The sequence below is a fragment of the Streptomyces griseoviridis genome, assembly GCF_005222485.1.
GTDB lineage: Bacteria > Actinomycetota > Actinomycetes > Streptomycetales > Streptomycetaceae > Streptomyces > Streptomyces hintoniae.
Genome location: NZ_CP029078.1, coordinates 6,279,525 through 6,297,355, shown reverse-complemented (window position 1 = coordinate 6,297,355; position 17,831 = coordinate 6,279,525). Strand labels below are relative to the sequence as shown.

The 17,831-nt window shown below is 71.9% G+C and carries 16 protein-coding genes; 9 read left to right on the top strand and 7 right to left on the bottom strand.

Annotated features, from left to right (window positions below):
• Positions 1-111: 111 nt before the first annotated feature.
• Positions 112-1,050, top strand: a complete 939-nt coding sequence (locus tag DDJ31_RS27395) for an amidohydrolase family protein (RefSeq protein ID WP_127177718.1) — start codon at positions 112-114, stop codon at positions 1,048-1,050.
• A 61-nt stretch (positions 1,051-1,111) separates the two neighbouring features.
• Positions 1,112-2,449 (top strand): MFS transporter, encoded by a 1,338-nt coding sequence (locus DDJ31_RS27390; protein WP_127177719.1) that lies wholly within the window; start codon positions 1,112-1,114, stop codon positions 2,447-2,449.
• A 12-nt stretch (positions 2,450-2,461) separates the two neighbouring features.
• On the opposite strand, the gene DDJ31_RS27385 is transcribed toward DDJ31_RS27390, so the two are convergent.
• Entirely contained in the window at positions 2,462-3,142 is a 681-nt protein-coding gene (locus DDJ31_RS27385) for a DUF6308 family protein (RefSeq protein ID WP_127177720.1), read from the bottom strand.
• 21 nt (positions 3,143-3,163) lie between these two features.
• The gene (locus tag DDJ31_RS27380) at positions 3,164-3,772 is read right to left on the bottom strand and encodes a TetR/AcrR family transcriptional regulator (RefSeq protein WP_127177721.1); all 609 of its coding nucleotides are present in this window, start codon (positions 3,770-3,772) and stop codon (positions 3,164-3,166) included.
• 103 nt (positions 3,773-3,875) lie between these two features.
• On the opposite strand from DDJ31_RS27380, the gene DDJ31_RS27375 reads away from it, so the two are divergent.
• The gene (locus tag DDJ31_RS27375) at positions 3,876-4,655 is read left to right on the top strand and encodes an SDR family NAD(P)-dependent oxidoreductase (protein ID WP_240678065.1); all 780 of its coding nucleotides are present in this window, start codon (positions 3,876-3,878) and stop codon (positions 4,653-4,655) included.
• A gap of 31 nt (positions 4,656-4,686) precedes the next feature.
• On the opposite strand, the gene DDJ31_RS27370 is transcribed toward DDJ31_RS27375, so the two are convergent.
• Both DDJ31_RS27370 and DDJ31_RS27365 read right to left on the bottom strand, forming a co-directional pair.
• The gene (locus DDJ31_RS27370) at positions 4,687-5,877 is read right to left on the bottom strand and encodes a polyamine ABC transporter substrate-binding protein (protein WP_127177722.1); all 1,191 of its coding nucleotides are present in this window, start codon (positions 5,875-5,877) and stop codon (positions 4,687-4,689) included.
• Between the two features lie 246 nt (positions 5,878-6,123).
• Positions 6,124-7,563: a gamma-aminobutyraldehyde dehydrogenase gene (locus DDJ31_RS27365; protein ID WP_127177723.1), complete on the bottom strand. Its 1,440-nt coding sequence runs from the start codon at positions 7,561-7,563 to the stop codon at positions 6,124-6,126.
• A 162-nt stretch (positions 7,564-7,725) separates the two neighbouring features.
• Here DDJ31_RS27365 and DDJ31_RS27360 point away from each other — a divergent pair, with 162 nt between their 5' ends.
• The 6 genes from DDJ31_RS27360 (at position 7,726) to DDJ31_RS27330 (ending at position 13,919) form a co-directional block, all read left to right on the top strand.
• Positions 7,726-8,241, top strand: coding sequence for an Lrp/AsnC family transcriptional regulator (locus DDJ31_RS27360; RefSeq protein ID WP_127177724.1), 516 nt, complete (start codon positions 7,726-7,728; stop codon positions 8,239-8,241).
• Between the two features lie 2 nt (positions 8,242-8,243).
• Positions 8,244-9,608, top strand: coding sequence for an aspartate aminotransferase family protein (locus tag DDJ31_RS27355; protein ID WP_127177725.1), 1,365 nt, complete (start codon positions 8,244-8,246; stop codon positions 9,606-9,608).
• Positions 9,609-9,824: 216 nt separating this feature from the next.
• Positions 9,825-10,565, top strand: coding sequence for an ABC transporter ATP-binding protein (locus DDJ31_RS27350; RefSeq protein ID WP_127177726.1), 741 nt, complete (start codon positions 9,825-9,827; stop codon positions 10,563-10,565).
• Positions 10,547-12,358 carry a hypothetical protein gene (locus DDJ31_RS39330; RefSeq protein ID WP_240678066.1) on the top strand — a complete coding sequence of 604 codons (1,812 nt, stop codon included), beginning with the start codon at positions 10,547-10,549 and terminating at the stop codon, positions 12,356-12,358. Before DDJ31_RS27350 ends, DDJ31_RS39330 begins: the two co-directional genes overlap by 19 nt.
• 116 nt (positions 12,359-12,474) lie before the next feature.
• Positions 12,475-12,882, top strand: coding sequence for a VOC family protein (locus DDJ31_RS27335; protein WP_127177727.1), 408 nt, complete (start codon positions 12,475-12,477; stop codon positions 12,880-12,882).
• A 341-nt stretch (positions 12,883-13,223) separates the two neighbouring features.
• Positions 13,224-13,919, top strand: coding sequence for an LAETG motif-containing sortase-dependent surface protein (locus DDJ31_RS27330; protein WP_127177728.1), 696 nt, complete (start codon positions 13,224-13,226; stop codon positions 13,917-13,919).
• A gap of 104 nt (positions 13,920-14,023) precedes the next feature.
• Here DDJ31_RS27330 and DDJ31_RS27325 read toward each other — a convergent pair whose 3' ends face one another.
• Genes DDJ31_RS27325 through DDJ31_RS27315 form a run of 3 tightly spaced genes read right to left on the bottom strand, consistent with a single transcriptional unit; the run spans position 14,024 to position 17,774 of the window.
• Positions 14,024-15,043 carry an ABC transporter ATP-binding protein gene (locus DDJ31_RS27325; protein ID WP_127177729.1) on the bottom strand — a complete coding sequence of 340 codons (1,020 nt, stop codon included), beginning with the start codon at positions 15,041-15,043 and terminating at the stop codon, positions 14,024-14,026.
• Complete coding sequence (locus DDJ31_RS27320) at positions 15,043-16,644, bottom strand: ABC transporter permease (protein ID WP_127177730.1); 1,602 nt, start codon at positions 16,642-16,644, stop codon at positions 15,043-15,045. Before DDJ31_RS27320 ends, DDJ31_RS27325 begins: the two co-directional genes overlap by 1 nt.
• A 56-nt stretch (positions 16,645-16,700) precedes the next feature.
• A complete protein-coding gene (locus DDJ31_RS27315) occupies positions 16,701-17,774 on the bottom strand; it encodes a thiamine ABC transporter substrate-binding protein (RefSeq protein ID WP_240678067.1) in 1,074 nt (357 codons plus the stop codon).
• Positions 17,775-17,831 lie beyond the last annotated feature (57 nt).

The following is a 17,831-nucleotide window of genomic DNA, read 5'->3' as shown; positions in this document are numbered from 1 at the left end:
CCGCCTTCGCACCCGGCCCCGGTCCTCGCACCCGACCCCGGTCCCGACCCTCGCACCCGGCCCCGGTCCCGACCCCCGCACCCGCACCCGCACCCGCAGGAGAAGTCCGCGATGCCCACCCCGCTGCCCCCGCTGTCCCCGCAGCCCCCGCTGTCCCCCAAGTCCCCCGGCTGGCTCGACTGGTACCCGAATCCGTCCGCGCCGCGCCGCGCCCTCCCGCCCGGCACGGTGGACACCCACTGCCATGTCTTCGGCCCGCAGGCCCGTTTCCCCTTCGCACCGGAGCGCAAGTACACGCCCTGCGACGGCGGACGCGACGAACTCTTCGCCCTCCGCGACCACTTGGGCATCGCCAGGAACGTCATCGTGCAGGCCACCTGCCACGGCGCGGACAACGCGGCGATGCTCGACGCGGTCCGCGCCTCCGACGGCCTGGCCCGCGGCATCGCGACGGTCCGCCCCGACATCGGCGAGACCGAACTCCGCGCCCTCGACGCGGCCGGGGTGCGGGGCGTCCGCTTCAACTTCGTGCGCCGCCTGGTCGATTCCTCGCCCGAGGCGGACCTGACGACGATCGCCAGGAAGATCGCCCGGCTGGGCTGGCACATCGTCCTGTACTTCGAGAGCGCCGACCTGCCCGACCTGGAGGACTTCTTCGCCTCGCTGCCGACCCCGCTGGTGGTGGACCACATGGGCCGCCCCGACGTCACCGGGCCGGTCGGGGGACCGGAGTTCAGCCGCTTCCTGCGCTTCGTCGACGACAACGACGTCTGGGTGAAGGTGACCTGCCCCGAACGCCTCAGCGTGAGCGGCCCGCCCGCCCTCGACGGCGAACGCCATGCGTACACCGACGTGGTGCCGTTCGCCCGCCGGGTGGTGACGGAGTTCCCCGACCGCGTCCTGTGGGGCACCGACTGGCCGCACCCCAACCTGACGGACCACATGCCCGACGACGGCCTGCTCGCGGACCACGTCGACCACCTGACGCCGACGCCAGAACACCGCCAGAAGCTGCTGGTCACCAACCCGATGGCCCTGTACTGGCCGTGACGGCGGGCCCGAGCCCCCTTCCCCCCTCCCCCATCCCTCCCTCCGATCCGAAGGGCCGCCCGTGCGGAACGCCAACGCGATGAACCGGATGAACCGGCTCCCGGTCTCCGGCTTCCACAAGACCATGCTGCTGGCCGTCTCCTTCGCGTACTTCTTCGAGTTCGCGGACATCAACAGCTTCGCCACCACCGCGCCCCAGCTGATCGACCTGTGGGGCGTGACGGTCGACCACGTCGCCTACGTCACCTCCCTGTCATTCGTCGGCATGTTCGTCGGCTCGCTGGCCGGCGGCGCCCTCGCCGACCGCTGGGGCCGCAAACGGGCCCTGGTGCGGACGACGATGTTCTTCGGCCTCTTCTCCCTCGTCTCCGTCTTCTCCTGGGACCTGGTCTCCCTCGGCGTGTTCCGGGTGCTGACGTCGGCGGGCCTGTCGGCGATGACGGTCGTCGGCGTCGTCTACATCAACGAGATGTATCCGGCCGCGGTCCGCGGCAAGTACCAGGCGTACGCGATCGTCATCGGCATCTGCGGCACCCCGGTCACCAACCTCATCGCCAGCGTGGTGGTCCCGCTCAGCGACTGGTCGTGGCGGCTCGTCTACCTCTGGGGCTCGCTCGGCCTGCTGCTCATCCTGTTCACCCGGCACCTCAAGGAGTCGCCGCGCTGGTACGAGAGCAGGGGCGACCACGAGAAGGCCGACGAGGTGCTGCGCGCGATCGAGGCGCAGGTGGCGGCGGAGAAGGGTCCGCTGCCCGAACCGGCCCCGCCGGTGACCGAGGCGCCGGTCACCAAGGCACCGCTGCGGCTGCTCCTCCAGCGCAAGTACCTGCTGCCGACGCTGCTGCTCACGGTCGTCTGGGTGACCCAGACCATCGGCTTCTTCGGCTATTCGAGCTGGGCGCCGACGCTGCTGGCGAAGGAGGGCTTCAGCGTGGAGAAGTCCGTCTTCTACGTGGCCCTGACCACGGTGGGCGCCCCGCTCGGCTCCTACCTGGCGGCGCTGGTCACCGACCGCTTCGAACGCAAGTGGTGCCTGGTCGGCTTCGGCACGGTGATCGCGGTGTGCGGGCTCCTGTACGGCCTGACGTTCAGCCCGGTCCTGATCATCGTCTTCGGCTTCCTGGTCAACCTCTTCGAACGCGGCTACACGGCCCTCGGCTACGCCTACTCGCCCGAGGTCTTCGACACCCGGGGCCGCTCCCTGGGCACCAGCGTCTCCTACGGCCTCGGCCGCCTCTCGAACGCGGCGGGCCCGCTGATCGTGGCGTCCCTCTACACGAACCACGGCTACCGCAGCGTCTTCTACTTCATCGCGGGCACCTGGCTGACCGGCGCCGTGGTCCTCGCGGTCTTCGGCCCCCGCACCCGGGCGGCCCGCCTCGCGGAGACGGCGACGTGAGCGGCCGGGGTGTCATCCCCCGGCGCAGCCACGCCTCCGGTGGTCGTCACGGTGGTGCGTCCAGAGGACGACGTCACAGACGCGCAGCGCGCTGACGGTCTCCGAAAGCCCGGCGGAAGCCCGCAGCTCCAGCAGCTCGCGGTGGAGCGCGCGGTCGTCGGCGCGGAGCGCGCCGTGCAGCCCGAGCCAGTAGGACTTCGGCCGGCCGACGAGGCACTTGACGACCTCGTCGTAGACGGGGAGCAGCCGAGGACGCTTGCGCGCGAGCAGCTTGCCGGCCTTGACCCATCCGATCCCGTCCTGCTTGAGCAGCAGACGCCAGGCGTCATCGGCCGGGGACCCGGGCTCCAGGTCGGCGGCGTCGGCGTCGACCATGTCGAGATCGTGGGGAATCCGGCTCAGCAGTGCGGAGATCCGGCGCCCGAGGTCGCCTTCGAGGAGGTCGAGGGCGACCTGCGAGGGGATGGTCACCGACAGGGTCTGCACCGCGAGCAGGTCCTCGGCGGTGACCGTGTTCATGACCTGGGGCCGGTCGCCGCCGCCTCCGAGGTGCTCGAAGCGGCTCCCCGTGTAGGGGATCACGCCGCTCTCGGACCGGGCGGCGAAGTAGGCCCGCAGCCGCGCCGGCGCCCGCTCGGAGGCGACGACGGTCCGCAACCGCTGCTCGAACGACGGGGGTCGGTCTGCGGTCACGGGCTGCTCCGGGGGCCGTCGTCAGGTGGGCGGCCAGTTTCGCAGAGCCAGGTCGGTCACTCGGTGCAGTTCGTCGGAACCGGCACCGCCCACGGCCTGGACGGCGACGCCGTTCGCGACGGTCATGAGGTAGCGGGCGAGCAGCAGCGGGTCGGCGCCGGGCGGCAGGTCGCCCTCGTCCAGGGCGCGTGCGAACCGCTCGTGGAGCTGCACGACGCCCTCGTTGCGCCAGGCGACGAGGGCGTCGCGGGCGTTGCGTCCGGGCTCGCCCGCGGCCAGGGAGCCCTGGACACCCAGGCATCCGGCGGGGCAGCCAGGCCGGGTGGTGGCCCGCACGCAGCCGTCGAGGAAGGCGGCGGCCACCTGGCGGGCGGTCGGTTCCCGCAGCGCCCGGCCGAGGTAGGCGGCGGGGCCTTCGGAGTAGCGCTCCAGGGCCTTGCGGAACAGCTCCTCCTTGTTGCCGAAGGCCGCGTACATGCTGGTGCGGGTGATGCCCATGGCGCTGGTGAGGTCGGTGAGGCTGGCGCCCTCGTAGCCCTGCTCCCAGAAGACGTGCACGGCGCGTTCGAGCGCCTCGTCGGCGTCGAACCCTCTCGGCCGGCCGGCCGGCGCCTTGCGGTGGATCTCCATGACGCCATCCTACTCTTTCTGTACCGATCGGTTCGGAAGGTGTTACGGTCACCCCTGACAGCATTCAGTACCGATCGGTACCGAACTCAGGGAGGGCATGGCCATGGGCATGGACACAGCGGGCGGCACCGGCACAGGGCGGCTGGCGGGCAGGACCGCCGTCGTCACGGGCGGCGGCACCGGGATAGGTCTGGCGAGCGCCGTCCGGCTGGCGGCCGAGGGCGCGCACGTCTTCGTCACCGGCAGGCGCGCGGCCGAACTGGAGGCGGCCGTCGCCGAGATCGGCCCCGACCGGGCCACCGCGGTACCCGGCGACGTCTCGAACCCGGCCGATCTGGACCGGCTGTACGACGCGGTCCGCGCCCGGGGCCGGGGCCTGGACGTGGTGTTCGCCAACGCGGCCTACGCCGAGTTCGCCACCCTGGAGGAGGGCACCGAGGAGCACTTCGACCAGACGTTCGGGGTCAATGTGCGCGGCACGGTCCTCACCGTGCGCAAGGCCCTGCCGCTGCTCAACGACGGCGCCTCGGTGATCCTCAACGCCTCCACCGCCGCCGACCACGGCACCCGGGCGTTCGGCACGTACGCGGCGTCCAAGGCCGCCGTCCGCTCCTACGCGCGGACCTGGGCCAACGAACTCGTCGGCCGCGGCATCCGGGTCAACGCGATCTCACCCGGCCCGGTGGACACCCCCGGCATCACGTCCGTCTTCGGCGAGGAGAACGCGGCCGACGCCAGGAAGAACCTCGGGTCCGCCATCGCGGCGGGCCGGATGGGCCGGCCGGAGGAGATCGCCGCGGTGGTGGCGTTCCTCGCCTCGGACGAGAGCAGCTTCGTCCTCGGCGCCAACCTGTACGTGGACGGCGGCGAGAACCAGGTCTGACCGGCCGCCGTCCGAACGCGGGCACCGCCGGTCACAGGCCCACGATCCGGTTCCACCGCTTCGCGAACTCCACCCGCTCCTGTGCCGCGATGTCCCGCGCGATCACCAGCCGCTCGCGCATCCCGCCGTCCGGGAAGATCAGGGGGTTCTCCGCGAGTTCGGCGGTTTCCTTGTCCTTGGACGCGGCCAGGACGTCCCGGGCGGCGGGGACCGGGCAGACGTAGTTGACCCAGGCCGCCAGCTCCGCCGCTACCTCCGGCTCGTAGTAGTAGTCGATCAGCCGCTCCGCGTTCCCCTTGTGGCGGGCGCGGTTCGGGATCATCAGGGAGTCCGACCACAGCTCCGCGCCCTCCTCCGGGACGACGAAGCGGATGTCGGGGTTGTCGGCCTGGAGCTGGATCACGTCGCCCGAGTACGCCTGGCAGGCCAGGACATCCCCGCTGACCAGGTCCTTCGTGTAGTCGTTGCCGGTGAAGCGGCGGATCTGGCCCTCGGCGACATGCTTCTGGACCTGGTCGCAGACCTGGTGGAAGTCGTCCGCCCGCCACTTCCTGATGTCGACGCCGTTGCCCTGCATCAGCAGCGCGAACGCCTCGTCGAGCCCGGAGAGCAGGGTCACCCGGCCCTTGAGGTCCTTGGCCCACAGGTCGGAGACCCGGCGGATCTCCCGGCCCACCCTGCGGCGGTCGTAGGCGATGCCGGTGATGCCCGACTGCCAGGGCACGGTGAAGCGGCGGCCCGGGTCGAAGGCGGGTGAACTCAGCAGCGGGTCGAGGGACTTGGCGAGGTTCGGCTGCCGGGACCGGTCCATCCGCTGGACCCAGCCGAGCCGCACGAACCGCGCGCACATCCAGTCGCTGATGACGATGAGGTCCCGGCCGGTCTGCTGGTGGTTCATCAGCGCGGGGCTGATCTTGCCGAAGAACTCGTCGTTGTCGTTGATCTCCTCGACGTAGTCGACGGCGATCCCGGTCCGCTTCTCGAACGCGTCCAGCGTCGGCCGCTTCGTCGCGTCGTTGTCGTCGGTGTCGATGTACAGCGGCCAGTTGGCGAACCGCAGCCGCCTGTCCCGCTCCGAGACGTCGGCCACCGCGCGGTCGCCGGGCGCCACGTACGCGGCCGGCACCCCGCATCCGGCGAGCCCGCCGAGCACCGCACCCCCGCCCAGCGCGCGCAGCAGGGTCCGGCGGGAGGGCGGGCGGGTCTTCGGTGTCAGGGCCATTGCGGCAGCATGCAACTCCCCCGCCCGGCCGGACAATCGACGCTGCGTCGAGCGCGATCCCGCAGGCAGGACACCTTGTCCAGCGCCAGGGTCAAGGCCGTCCCACGCGCCGGTGACGGCGACGGCCCCGACGCCGACGCGCGACGGCCCCGGACGGCTCTCGCCGTCCGGGGCCGTCGTCGGGGGCCGCCCGGAGCTGTCAGGGACCGTCCAAGACTGCGGAGCCGCCCTCTCCGTCTCCTCGGCTCACGCGTCCAGCGACGTCATCACGTGCTTGATCCGCGTGTAGTCCTCGAACCCGTACCCGGACAGGTCCTTGCCGTAGCCGGACTTCTTGAAGCCGCCGTGCGGCATCTCGGCGACCAGCGGGATGTGGGTGTTGATCCACACGCAGCCGAAGTCGAGCCGCTTGGACATCCGCATGGCGCGGCCGTGGTCCTTGGTCCACACCGAGGAGGCCAGCGCGTAGTCGACGCCGTTGGCCCACTCCACGGCCTGGTCCTCGTCGGTGAAGGACTGGACGGTGATGACGGGTCCGAACACCTCGTTCTGGATGATCTCGTCGTCCTGCTTCAGCCCGGACACCACGGTCGGCGCGTAGAAGTAGCCCCTCTCGCCGACCCGGTGGCCGCCCGCCTCCACCTTGGCGTGCGCGGGCAGCCGCGCCACGAAACCGGAGACCTGTTCGAGCTGGTTCGGGTTGTTGAGCGGGCCGTACAGGACGTCCTCGTCGTCGGGCTGCCCGGTCTTCGTCTCGGCCGCCGCCTTGGCGAGCGCGGCCACGAACTCGTCGTGGATCGACTCCTGGACGAGGACCCGGGTGGCCGCCGTACAGTCCTGGCCCGCGTTGAAGAAGCCCGCGACCGAGATGTCCTCGACGGCCTTGGCGAGGTCGGTGTCGGCGAAGACGACGACCGGCGCCTTGCCGCCCAGTTCCAGGTGGACCCGCTTGAGGTCGCGGGACGCGGACTCGGCGACCGACATGCCGGCCCGTACCGAGCCGGTGATGGAGGCCATCGCCGGGGTCGGGTGCTCGACCATGCGGCGGCCGGTGTCGCGGTCGCCGGTGACGACGTTGAAGACGCCCTTCGGCAGGATCCCGCCGATGATCTCGGCCATCAGGACGGTGGACGCCGGGGTGGTGTCCGACGGCTTCAGGACGACCGTGTTGCCGGCCGCGATGGCCGGCGCGAACTTCCAGACAGCCATCATCATCGGGTAGTTCCAGGGCGCGACCTGCGCGCAGACCCCGACCGGCTCACGGCGGACGATCGACGTCATCCCGTCCATGTACTCGCCGGCCGAGCGCCCCTCCAGCATCCGGGCCGCGCCCGCGAAGAAGCGGATCTGGTCGACCATCGGCGGGATCTCCTCGGACCTGGTCAGCCCGATCGGCTTGCCGGTGTTCTCCACCTCCGCCGCGATCAGTTCCTCGGCCCGCTCCTCGAACGCGTCCGCGATCTTCAGCAGGGCCCGCTGCCGTTCGGCCGGTGTGGTGTCCCGCCAGCCGGGGAAGGCCGCCGCGGCGGCGGCCATCGCGGCGTCCACGTCGGCGGCGCCGGACAGCGGCGCGGTCGCGTACGCCTCGCCCGTCGCGGGGTTGACCACCTCGGTGGTCCGTCCGTCGGCGGCGTCGCGGAACTCACCGTCGATGTGATTGCGCAGACGACGCAGCTCGGTGCTCACTGCCGGCCTCCTGTCGGTGAAGCGGTGGAATGGACGACTACCGTAAGCGGTCGGCCCACGTTTTCAACACCCCTGATCGCGCCAACGCTGCGAAATCCGTAGGTCACGGTCACATAGACAACGGATTTCATCGCTCTGCCCTTGCGGAACCGTCGAGACGTCGTGCACAGTGAGGGAGTGGTCAGTCGAAGCGCAGAACCGAGGGACTCCAGGGAGTCCAGGAACGGCACCCCGCACCTGGATGCCGTCTCCCTCGCCATCATCGAGCAGCTCCAGGAGGACGGCCGCAGACCGTACGCCGCGATCGGCAAGGCCGTCGGGCTCTCCGAGGCGGCCGTCCGCCAGCGCGTCCAGAAGCTGCTCGACCAGGGCGTGATGCAGATCGTCGCGGTCACGGACCCGCTCACCGTGGGCTTCCGCCGGCAGGCGATGGTCGGTGTCAACGTCGAGGGTGATGTCGAGAAGATCGCCGACGCGCTGACCGCCATGTCGGATGTCGAGTACGTGGTGATGACCGCGGGCTCGTTCGACCTCCTCGCCGAGATCGTCTGCGAGGACGACGACCACCTGCTGGACGTCATCAACAAACGCATCCGGACACTGCCCGGCGTGCGCTCCACCGAGAGTTTCGTCTACCTGAAGCTCAAGAAGCAGACCTACATGTGGGGAACCCGATAACCGTGAGCCAGAAGGACCTCAGCAAGACCGCGTACGACCACCTGTGGATGCACTTCACCCGCATGTCCTCGTACGAGAACGCCCCCGTGCCGACGATCGTGCGCGGCGAGGGCACCTACATCTACGACGACAAGGGCAGGCGCTACCTCGACGGTCTCGCGGGCCTGTTCGTGGTCCAGGCGGGGCACGGCCGCACCGAGCTGGCCGAGACCGCGTTCAAGCAGGCCCAGGAGCTGGCCTTCTTCCCGGTCTGGTCGTACGCGCACCCCAAGGCCGTGGAGCTGGCCGAGCGCCTCGCCCACCACGCGCCGGGCGACCTGAACAAGGTCTTCTTCACCACCGGCGGCGGCGAGGCCGTCGAGACGGCCTGGAAGCTCGCCAAGCAGTACTTCAAGCTGACCGGCAAGCCGACCAAGTACAAGGTCATCTCGCGCGCGGTCGCCTACCACGGCACCCCGCAGGGCGCCCTGTCCATCACCGGCCTGCCGGCCCTCAAGGCCCCGTTCGAGCCGCTGGTGCCGGGCGCGCACAAGGTGCCCAACACCAACATCTACCGCGCCCCGCTGTTCGGCGACGACCCGGAGGCGTTCGGCCGCTGGGCCGCCGACCAGATCGAGCAGCAGATCCTCTTCGAGGGTCCCGAGACGGTCGCCGCGGTCTTCCTCGAACCCGTGCAGAACGCCGGCGGCTGCTTCCCGCCGCCGCCCGGCTACTTCCAGCGGGTGCGCGAGATCTGCGACCAGTACGACGTGCTGCTCGTGTCGGACGAGGTCATCTGCGCCTTCGGCCGCCTCGGCACGATGTTCGCCTGCGACAAGTTCGACTACGTCCCGGACATGATCACCTGCGCCAAGGGCATGACCTCGGGCTACTCCCCGATCGGCGCCTGCATCATCTCCGACCGGCTCGCCGAGCCGTTCTACAAGGGCGACAACACCTTCCTGCACGGCTACACCTTCGGCGGCCACCCGGTCTCCGCGGCGGTCGGCCTCGCCAACCTCGACCTGTTCGAGCGCGAGGGCCTCAACCAGCACGTGCTGGACAACGAGGGCGCCTTCCGGGCCACCCTGGAGAAGCTGAACGACCTGCCGATCGTCGGCGACGTCCGCGGCAACGGCTTCTTCTACGGCATCGAACTGGTCAAGGACAAGCACACCAAGGAGTCGTTCGACGACGAGGAGACGGAGCGCGTCCTGTACGGCTTCCTCTCCAAGGCGCTGTTCGACAACGGCCTGTACTGCCGTGCGGATGACAGGGGCGACCCGGTCATCCAGCTCGCCCCGCCGCTGATCTCCCGCCAGGAGACCTTCGACGAGATCGAGCAGATCCTGCGCGCGACGCTCACGGAGGCGTGGACGAAGCTCTGACCCGCACTCCTCCGATCAGCTGATCAACACTGGCCCCGGTGCCGCCCGTTCGAGTGAGAAACGGGCGCCCGGGGCCGTGTGCTGTCCGGCCTCCCGGCCGACGCTGCCTAGCGTGCCAGTGACCGATCGGCCCTGCCTTCGTCGACTTCGTTCCCCCGCTCGGGGGAGCCCGCGAACCGCGCACGGCGTCTCTGATCCGAACCGAGGTGTACGCCCATGGTGGCCCCGCCCGACAGCGACGTGCTCTGGGCACGCGCCCTGTACTTCCGGCACAAGGACGGTTCGCCCGCGCTCGGCGGCGTCTCGCTCGGCGTCGAGGAGGGCGAGATCCTGGCCGTCGTCGGCCCCCGGGGCAGCGGCAAGACGACGCTGCTGCGCTGCCTCGCCGGACTGACGACCGCCCAGCGCGGCGAGGTCTGGTTCACCGGCGTCCCGCTGCACACCATGGGCCGCATCGCCAGGGAACGGCTGCGCCGCGACCGCTTCGGCTGGATCGACCCGGCGCCCTCGCTCGTCCCCGAGCTGACCGTCTGGGAGAACGCCGCCCTCCCCCTGATGCTGCGCGGCACCGGCCGCGCCGCCGCCAGGACGGCCGCCATGGAGTGGCTCGACCGCCTCGACCTCGCCGACCGGGCCCGCAGACGGCCGCACGAGCTGACCCACGCCGAACGCCAGCGCGTCTGCATCGCCCGCGCGCTCGCCCCCACCCCGGGCGTGCTCTTCGCGGACGAACCGACGGCGCCCCTGCACCGTGCCGACCGCGCCCGGGTGCTGCGCACGCTCACCTCGGCGGCCCGCTCGCACGGCATCACGGTGGTGCTGGCCACCCACGACGCGGAGACGGCGGCGCTCGCCGACCGCACGGTCCCGCTGCTCGACGGACGGCGCGTCACCACCGTCCATCTGCCCCCGGTCCCCGACTCGGAAGGTCGCCCGGCGTGCTCGCTCTCCGTCTGAGCCGCGGCGCCCACCCGGCCGTCCAACTGCGCCGCCTGATGGTGGTGGCGGCCTCGGCGGGCACCGGCTTCCTGCTGCTGTGCACGATGGGCTACGCGATGGGCCACCCGGACGACGCCTCGACGGCGGCCCTGCTGCGGCTCGCCTGGTGTCTGACGCCGCTGGCCGCGACCGTCTACCTCGCGGTCGCCGTGGCCCGCACCGACCCGGGCGCGAGGCCCCGCTCGGGACTCGCCGCGGTCGGCCTCGGCCCGGCCGGTCTGATGGCCGTCTCGGCGGTCACCACGGCCCTGTCCTGCGTGCTCGGATCGCTCCTCGCGATGCTGGTCTTCCTGCATCTGCGCGGCGACCTCAACGGCATGCCCTTCGACGGCGCGGCCGCCCAGTTCCTCGCCGCGGGACGCCCGCTGCCGCTGCCCGCGGCCCTGACCCTGCTGGTCCTGGTCCCCGCCTCCGCGTCGCTGACGGTCGCGCTGGCGCTGCGCCCGCGGGAGCCCCGGACACCGGCGCAGGCCAGGCCGTTCGGCCGGTTCGGCGCCTACGGCAGAGCCGACCACCACGAGAGCTTCGGCAGTTACGGCCGCTTCGGCGCCCGTCGCCGAGGCCCCCGCACCGGCACACCCGCGACGACGGCGCCGGCGGTGGCGATGACGACGACGACCGCAATGACGGGGACGACGGCAGCGACGACGGCCGGGGCGGACGGCGTCCGGGCGGTCGTGGACGGCGTCGGCGGCCCGACGGCCGGGAGCGGCACCCACGGCCTCACCAGCGCCCCTGGCCACCACGGTGTCTCCGGTACCGCGGACTCCCACGGTCTCACCAGCACCCCTGGCCACCACGGCGTCCCCGGCCTCCCGGACTCTCACGGCCTCTCAGATACCGCGAGCACCAAGGCCCTCACCGGCACGAACAGCACCACCGGCACCACTGGCACCACTGGCACCACCGGCACCACCGGCACCACCGGCACCGGCCACACCGATGGCACCCCGAGCACCGCCGGCGCGGGTCACACCAACGGCACCACCGGCACCATCGGCACCGTTCACACCAACGGCGCCCCGGGCACCACCCGCACCGACCACCAGGCCGGCCCCGCCACCACCGCCGACCCCGCCGACGCTCCCCGCCCGGACGCCGTTCAGGCCATCGTCGGCCTCACCGACCTCCCGGCCGCCCCCCGCCCGGCGCCCTCCGGTCTGCCCTGGGGGATCGCCACGCTCGCCGCGGGGCTGGCCGTCGAGTCCTACGCGGGCCGGGCCGCCGCCGGCTCCGCGCTCCCGATGCCCGGCGGCCTGGCCGGTGGCGCGCCCGCCGTGCTCCTCGGCTGGGTCCTCACCGCGACGGGCCTCGCCCTGGCGGGACCCGGCCTCACCCACCTGTGCGGGCGGCTGCTCCAGGCGTTCCGCCCGGGTGCGCTGCGGCTGCTGGCCGGGCGGGTGCTGATGGACGAGGCGAGCCGGATCGGGCGCCCGCTGGGCGTCGTCTGCGCGGTCGCCTCCGGCGGGTACGCGATGAGCACCCTGTACGACCCGAGCGGCCCGGCCTTCGGACCGCTCACCCTGCTGGGCACCCTGCTGGTCGGGGGGTGCGCGGTCGCGACCCTGTTCACCGCGGCCGTCGAGGCCCGGCAGTCCCGCGCGGACACCACCGCCGCCCTGGTGCGGCTGGGCGCCCCGGCCGCCACGCTGCGCAGCGCGGCGGCCGTCAGGGCCGGTGCCCTGCTGGCCCTGTTCGGCCCGCTGACGCTGGCCGTCGCGCAGTTGGCGGCGATGCCGCTGACCCGCTGACCCGCCGGGTGCCCGCGCACCCGCCGGAATCGAAGGGGCCCGCGCCGATGAGTTTCGGCGCGGGCCCTGGTCTTCCCTCCCGACAGCACGACAGAGTTGACCGAGGGAGACCTTCGATGTACCAGCAGATGATCTTCGTGAACCTGGCCGTGAACGACCTCGACGCCTCGAAGAGGTTCTTCACGGCGCTGGGCTACTCGATCAACGCCCGGTTCAGCGACGAGAACGCGGCCTCGGTCGTGATCAGTGACACGATCGTGGCGATGCTGCTCACCAAGCCGTTCTACGCGACCTTCACCGACAAGGAGATAGCGGACGCGGCGAAGACCAGCGAGGTGCTGGTCTGCCTGAGCGCCGAAAGCCGGGAGAAGGTCGACGAGTTGGTCGGCCGGGCGATCGAGGCGGGCGGCACGGACACCGGCCGGGTCCAGGACCACGGCTTCATGTACGGCCGCGGCTTCGACGACCTCGACGGCCACACCTGGGAGATCACCTGGATGGACCCGACGGCCGTCGAAGACTGACGGTCCGTCACCATGACGCCGCCCGCGGTGGCCGAAAGCCGTTCGTCCGGCGCATCGGCCCCGACGGCCGTCCCGGCGGCCCCTCTTGCCGCCTCTCGCCCGGGAACGGCCGACGGCGTCCCGTATCGCACGCGGTGACCGGATCGAGGAGACTCCGGAGGCCCTGAAACGTCCCCGTCGTTAATAACCAGGCAAAGCCAACGGCCCGAACCCGCATATGCGTTGACACTCCTTATCGAACGCTTATAGACCTGTGAGACTCCTGGGGACGGTGAAGGTCGGTCACGCGATCGCCTCATCTCCCCCTCAGCCCCCCGCAGTTCTGCATGTAAAGGACAAACGTGTCCATAACTCGCCGCAGCGCACGCCGTACCGTGCGCGTTCTGGGTGTTGCCTCCGCTACCGTGGCGCTCGCTCTGGGTGTCACCAACACAGCGCTGGCCTGCAACATCCGCGAATTCTCGGCCGAAGCCAGCTGTGTCGGCGAAAAGGGTCAGATCGTCGTCACCGACAAGGACGCTTCGGGTCAGGCGGCCGTCATCACGGTCTTCCTGGAGAACAACGGCGCCGACGCCCACCAGGTCGGCGAAGCGCAGGAGATCAAGGGTTCCCGCCAGGGCACCACGGTGACGTTCACCGAGGACTGGAAGCCGAACGCCGAGTACCGCATCCACGTCAAGGCCGGGAACCTGGTCGACGAGGACATCAAGCCGAACCTGACCACCCCGTCCGAGGCCTGCAAGAAGGACGAGACCCCGGCACCGTCGGAGACCCCGTCGCCCTCCGAGTCGGCGACCCCGCCGGCCGAGGAGACGGAGTCCCCGGCTCCGTCGAAGTCGCCGTCGGAGAGCACCACCGCCCCGGCGGGCACGGCGAGCAACGCGCCGTCCCCCGCGGTCGGTGACTCCAACCTCGCCGAGACCGGTGCGAACTCCAACACCGGCCTCATCGCCGGTCTGGCCGCCGCGCTGGTCGTCATCGGTGGCGGTGCCGTGTTCTTCGGCATGCGTCGCCGTGGGGCCAACAGCGGTAGCTGACCCCTCGTAGCGTGCGCGTGCGGCCCGTCCCGTCCAGGGGCGGGCCGCACGTGTGTCCGGCCCGCGCGAGGACGTACGGCGCCCGTGGCGGCCCGGGACGCCGGTCAGTCCAGGACCAGGATCTCCGCCGGGTCGAACTCCACCCCGACCGCGTCCCCCGTCCCCGGCGCGAGGCGCAGCGGGCAGGCCGCCTCCAGGCGCGGCGCGTCCCGCGGCTGGAGATGGACGGCGACATGGGTGCCGCGGAAGGTGCGGGCGGTGACCGTGCAGCGCAGGCCCTCGTCGGCCGGGACGAGCCGGACGCCGGCCGGGCGCACCAGCAGGGTGCGGGGGCCCTGGGGGGCGCCCTCGGGGACCGCGAGCTTGCCCCAGGGGGTGACGGCCGCGGTGCCCGCGACGGTGGCCTCCACCACGTTCTCGAAGCCGAGGAAGCGGGCCACGAACGCGTCCGCCGGGTGCTGCCAGACCTCCAGCGGGCTGCCGGACTGGGCGATGCGTCCGTCCCGCATCACCACCACCCGGTCGGCGAGCGCGAACGCCTCGCCCTGGTCGTGCGTGACGGCGAGCACGGTGGTGCCCAACCGGCCGAACAGCTCCCGCAGTTCGACGACGAGCCGCTCCCGCAGCGAGCGGTCGAGCTGGCCGAGCGGCTCGTCCAGCATCAGCAGCCGGGGCGACGGCGCGAGCGCCCGCGCGAGCGCCACCCGCTGCTGCTCACCGCCCGACAGCGCGGCGACGGCCCGGCGGGCGGCGCCAGGCAGCCCGACCAGGTCGAGCAACTCCCCCACCCGGCGCTCCTGTTCGCCCTTGCCCGCGCCGCGCATCCGCAGTCCGAAGGCGACGTTGCCGCCCACGTCCCGCTGCGGGAACAGCTGGTGGTCCTGAAACATGAGGCCGACCCCGCGCCGGTGCGCGGGCACCCCCGACTGGTCACGTCCGTCGAGGAACACCCGTCCGTCCGACAGGGGTTGCAGCCCCGCGACCGCCCGCAGCAGGGTCGACTTCCCGCTGCCGCTGGGGCCCAGCACGCAGACGGTCTCGTGCTCGGCGACCTCGAGGCCGACGGTGTCGAGCACCGCCCGGCCGCCGAACCTGACGGTCGCGTCGTCGAGGCTGAGCAGCATCAGAACTCCCCGCTCCGGTCGGTGCGCAGCCGTTCCAGAACCAGCAGGGCCACCGCGCACACCACCATGAGAATCGTCGAAAGGGCCATCGCCTGGCCGTAGTTGAGATCGCCGGGGCGGCCCAGCAGCCGGGCCACGGCGACCGGCAGCGTCGGGTTGTCGGGCCGGGCGATGAACACCGTCGCCCCGAACTCACCGAGCGAGACCGCGAACGCGAAGCCGGCCGCGACCAGCAACGCCCGCCGCACCAGCGGCAGATCGACCTCGCGCCAGACCCGCCACGGCGACGCCCCGAGGACCGCGGCGGCCTCCCTGAGCCTGCCGTCCACCGCGCGCAGCACGGGCAGCATGGTCCGCACCACGAAGGGGACACCCACCAGGGCCTGCGCGAGCGGCACCAGGATCCAGGAGGACCGCAGGTCGAGCGGCGGCTCGTCGAGGGCGATCAGGAACCCGAAGCCGACGGTCACCGCGGACACCCCGAGCGGCAGCATCAGCAGCGCGTCGAAGCCGCGCACCAGCCGTCCCGCGTCCCTGCGGGCCAGCGCGGCGGCGGCCAGCGCGCCGATCAACACGGCGATGGCGGTGGCGGCGAGGGCGTACTGGAGGGAGTTGCCGACCGCCTGGATCGGCGGCACCAGGAAGGTCCCGCCGTCGTCGCGGGTCAGCGCCCGGTAGTAGCCGAGCCCGGGTGCGTCGAGGGAGCGCCGCACCAGCACCGCGAGCGGCAGCACGACCAGCAGCGCGACGGTGGCGAGGACCGCGCCGAGCAGCGTCCACTGGCGGGCGCCGCGCGGCCGCCTGGCGGTCAGCGCCGGGTCGACCAGGCGCAGCGCGCTCTCCCGGCGCCGTACCGTCCAGGCGTGCACGGCGAGGATCGCGCCGACGGCGGCGAACTGGACGAGGGTGAGGACGGCGGCCGTCGACAGGTCGAAGATCTCGGAGGTCTGCCGGTAGATCTCCACCTCCAGGGTGGAGAAGGTGGGACCGCCGAGGATCTGGACGACGCCGAAGGAGGTGAAGGTGAACAGGAACACCATCAGGGTGGCGGCGGCCAGCGCGGGTCCGAGCGCGGGCAGCGTCACCTTGCGCCAGGCCGCGAACGGCGAGGCGCCCAGCATCCGGGCCGCCTCCTCCTGCCGCGGGTCGAGCTGCGCCCACAGCCCGCCCACGGTCCGGACGACGACGGCGTAGTTGAAGAAGACGTGCGCCAGCAGGATCGCCCAGACGGTGGTGTCGAGGCGGACGCCCCACAGCTCGTCGAGGAGTCCGCCGCGGCCGACGAGCGCCAGGAACGCCGTGCCGACGACGACCGTCGGCAGCACGAACGGGACCGTCACCACGGCCCGCACCAGGTGCCGGCCGGGGAAGTCGTAGCGGGCCAGGACGTAGGCGCCGGGCAGCGCGACCAGCAGGGTGAGGGCGGTGGAGGCGAGCGCCTGCCAGGTGGTGAACCACAGGACGTGCCGGATGCCCGACTGCCCGAGGACGTCCGCGATCCGCCCGAGCCGCCAGACCCCGTCGACCCGCAGTCCGCGCGCGACGATCGCCGCGACCGGGTAGGCGAAGAACACCCCGAAGAACGCGACGGGCAGGGCCATCAGACCGAGCCGCGCCGCGTTCCCCTTCCGGCCGCGGGGGCCGGCCGGGGCGCCGGCTACTTCAGTACGAGTGACGTCCACGTCTTGACCCACTGGTCGCGGTGTGCGGCGATCCGGTCGGGGGCCAGCGTCTGCGGGTCGCCGGCCTGCGGACCGTACTCGGTGAAGACGGCGGGCACCTTCGCGCCCTCGACCACCGGGTAGACGAACATATTGAGCGGCATGTCCTGCTGGAACTCCTTGCCGATCAGGAAGTCGATCAGCGCCTTGCCGCCCGCGGTGTTGCGGGCGTTGCTGAGCAGGCCCGCGTACTCGGTCTGGCGGAAGCAGGTGCCGGTGGCGACGCCGGTGGGCGCGGTGGCCGGCCGCGGGTCGGCGTAGACGACCTCGGCGGGCGGCGAGGAGGCGTACGAGACGACGAGCGGGCGGTCGCCCTTGGCCTTCCTGCCGCCGGCCGACCCGGAGAACTCCTCGTTGTAGGCCTGCTCCCAGCCGTCGACGACCTTGACGCCGTTGGCCTTCAGCTTCTTCCAGTAGGCGGGCCAGCCGCCGTCGCCGTAGCGGGCGGCGGTGCCGAGCAGGAAGCCGAGGCCGGGCGAGGAGGTGGCGGCGTTCTCGGTGACGAGGAGGTTCTTGTAGGCGGGCTTGGTCAGGTCGTCGAAGGAGGTCGGCGGGGTCAGCTTGTGGGCGCTGAAGTACGCCTTGTCGTAGTTGACGCAGATGTCGCCCGAGTCGATGGGGGTGACGCGGTGCTTGTCCTGGTCGGCGCGGTAGCGCGCCTCGACCGTGTCGGCGCCCTTCGCCGTGTACGGCTGGAAGAGGCCGTTGTCGAGGGCCCGGGAGAGCAGGGTGTTGTCGACGCCGAAGAAGACGTCGCCCTGCGGGTTGTCCTTGGTGAGGATCGCCTTGTTGACGGCCTGGCCCGCGTCGCCGTCCTCGAGGACCTTGAGCGTGTAGCCGGACCGCTTCTCGAAGTCCGCGACGACCTTCTTGGAGACGGCCCACGAGTCGTGGCTGACGAGGGTGACGGTCTTGCTGTCGGCCGCGGCGCCGCCGCCCGAGCCGCCGCACGCGGAGAGCGTGACGAGGCCGATGCCGACGGCGAGTGCCGTGAGCTTCTTGGTCTGCACTGGATTCCTCCTGGGGGTGACCAGGAAGAGACGCGGCCCTGCCCGGGAAACCGCGGA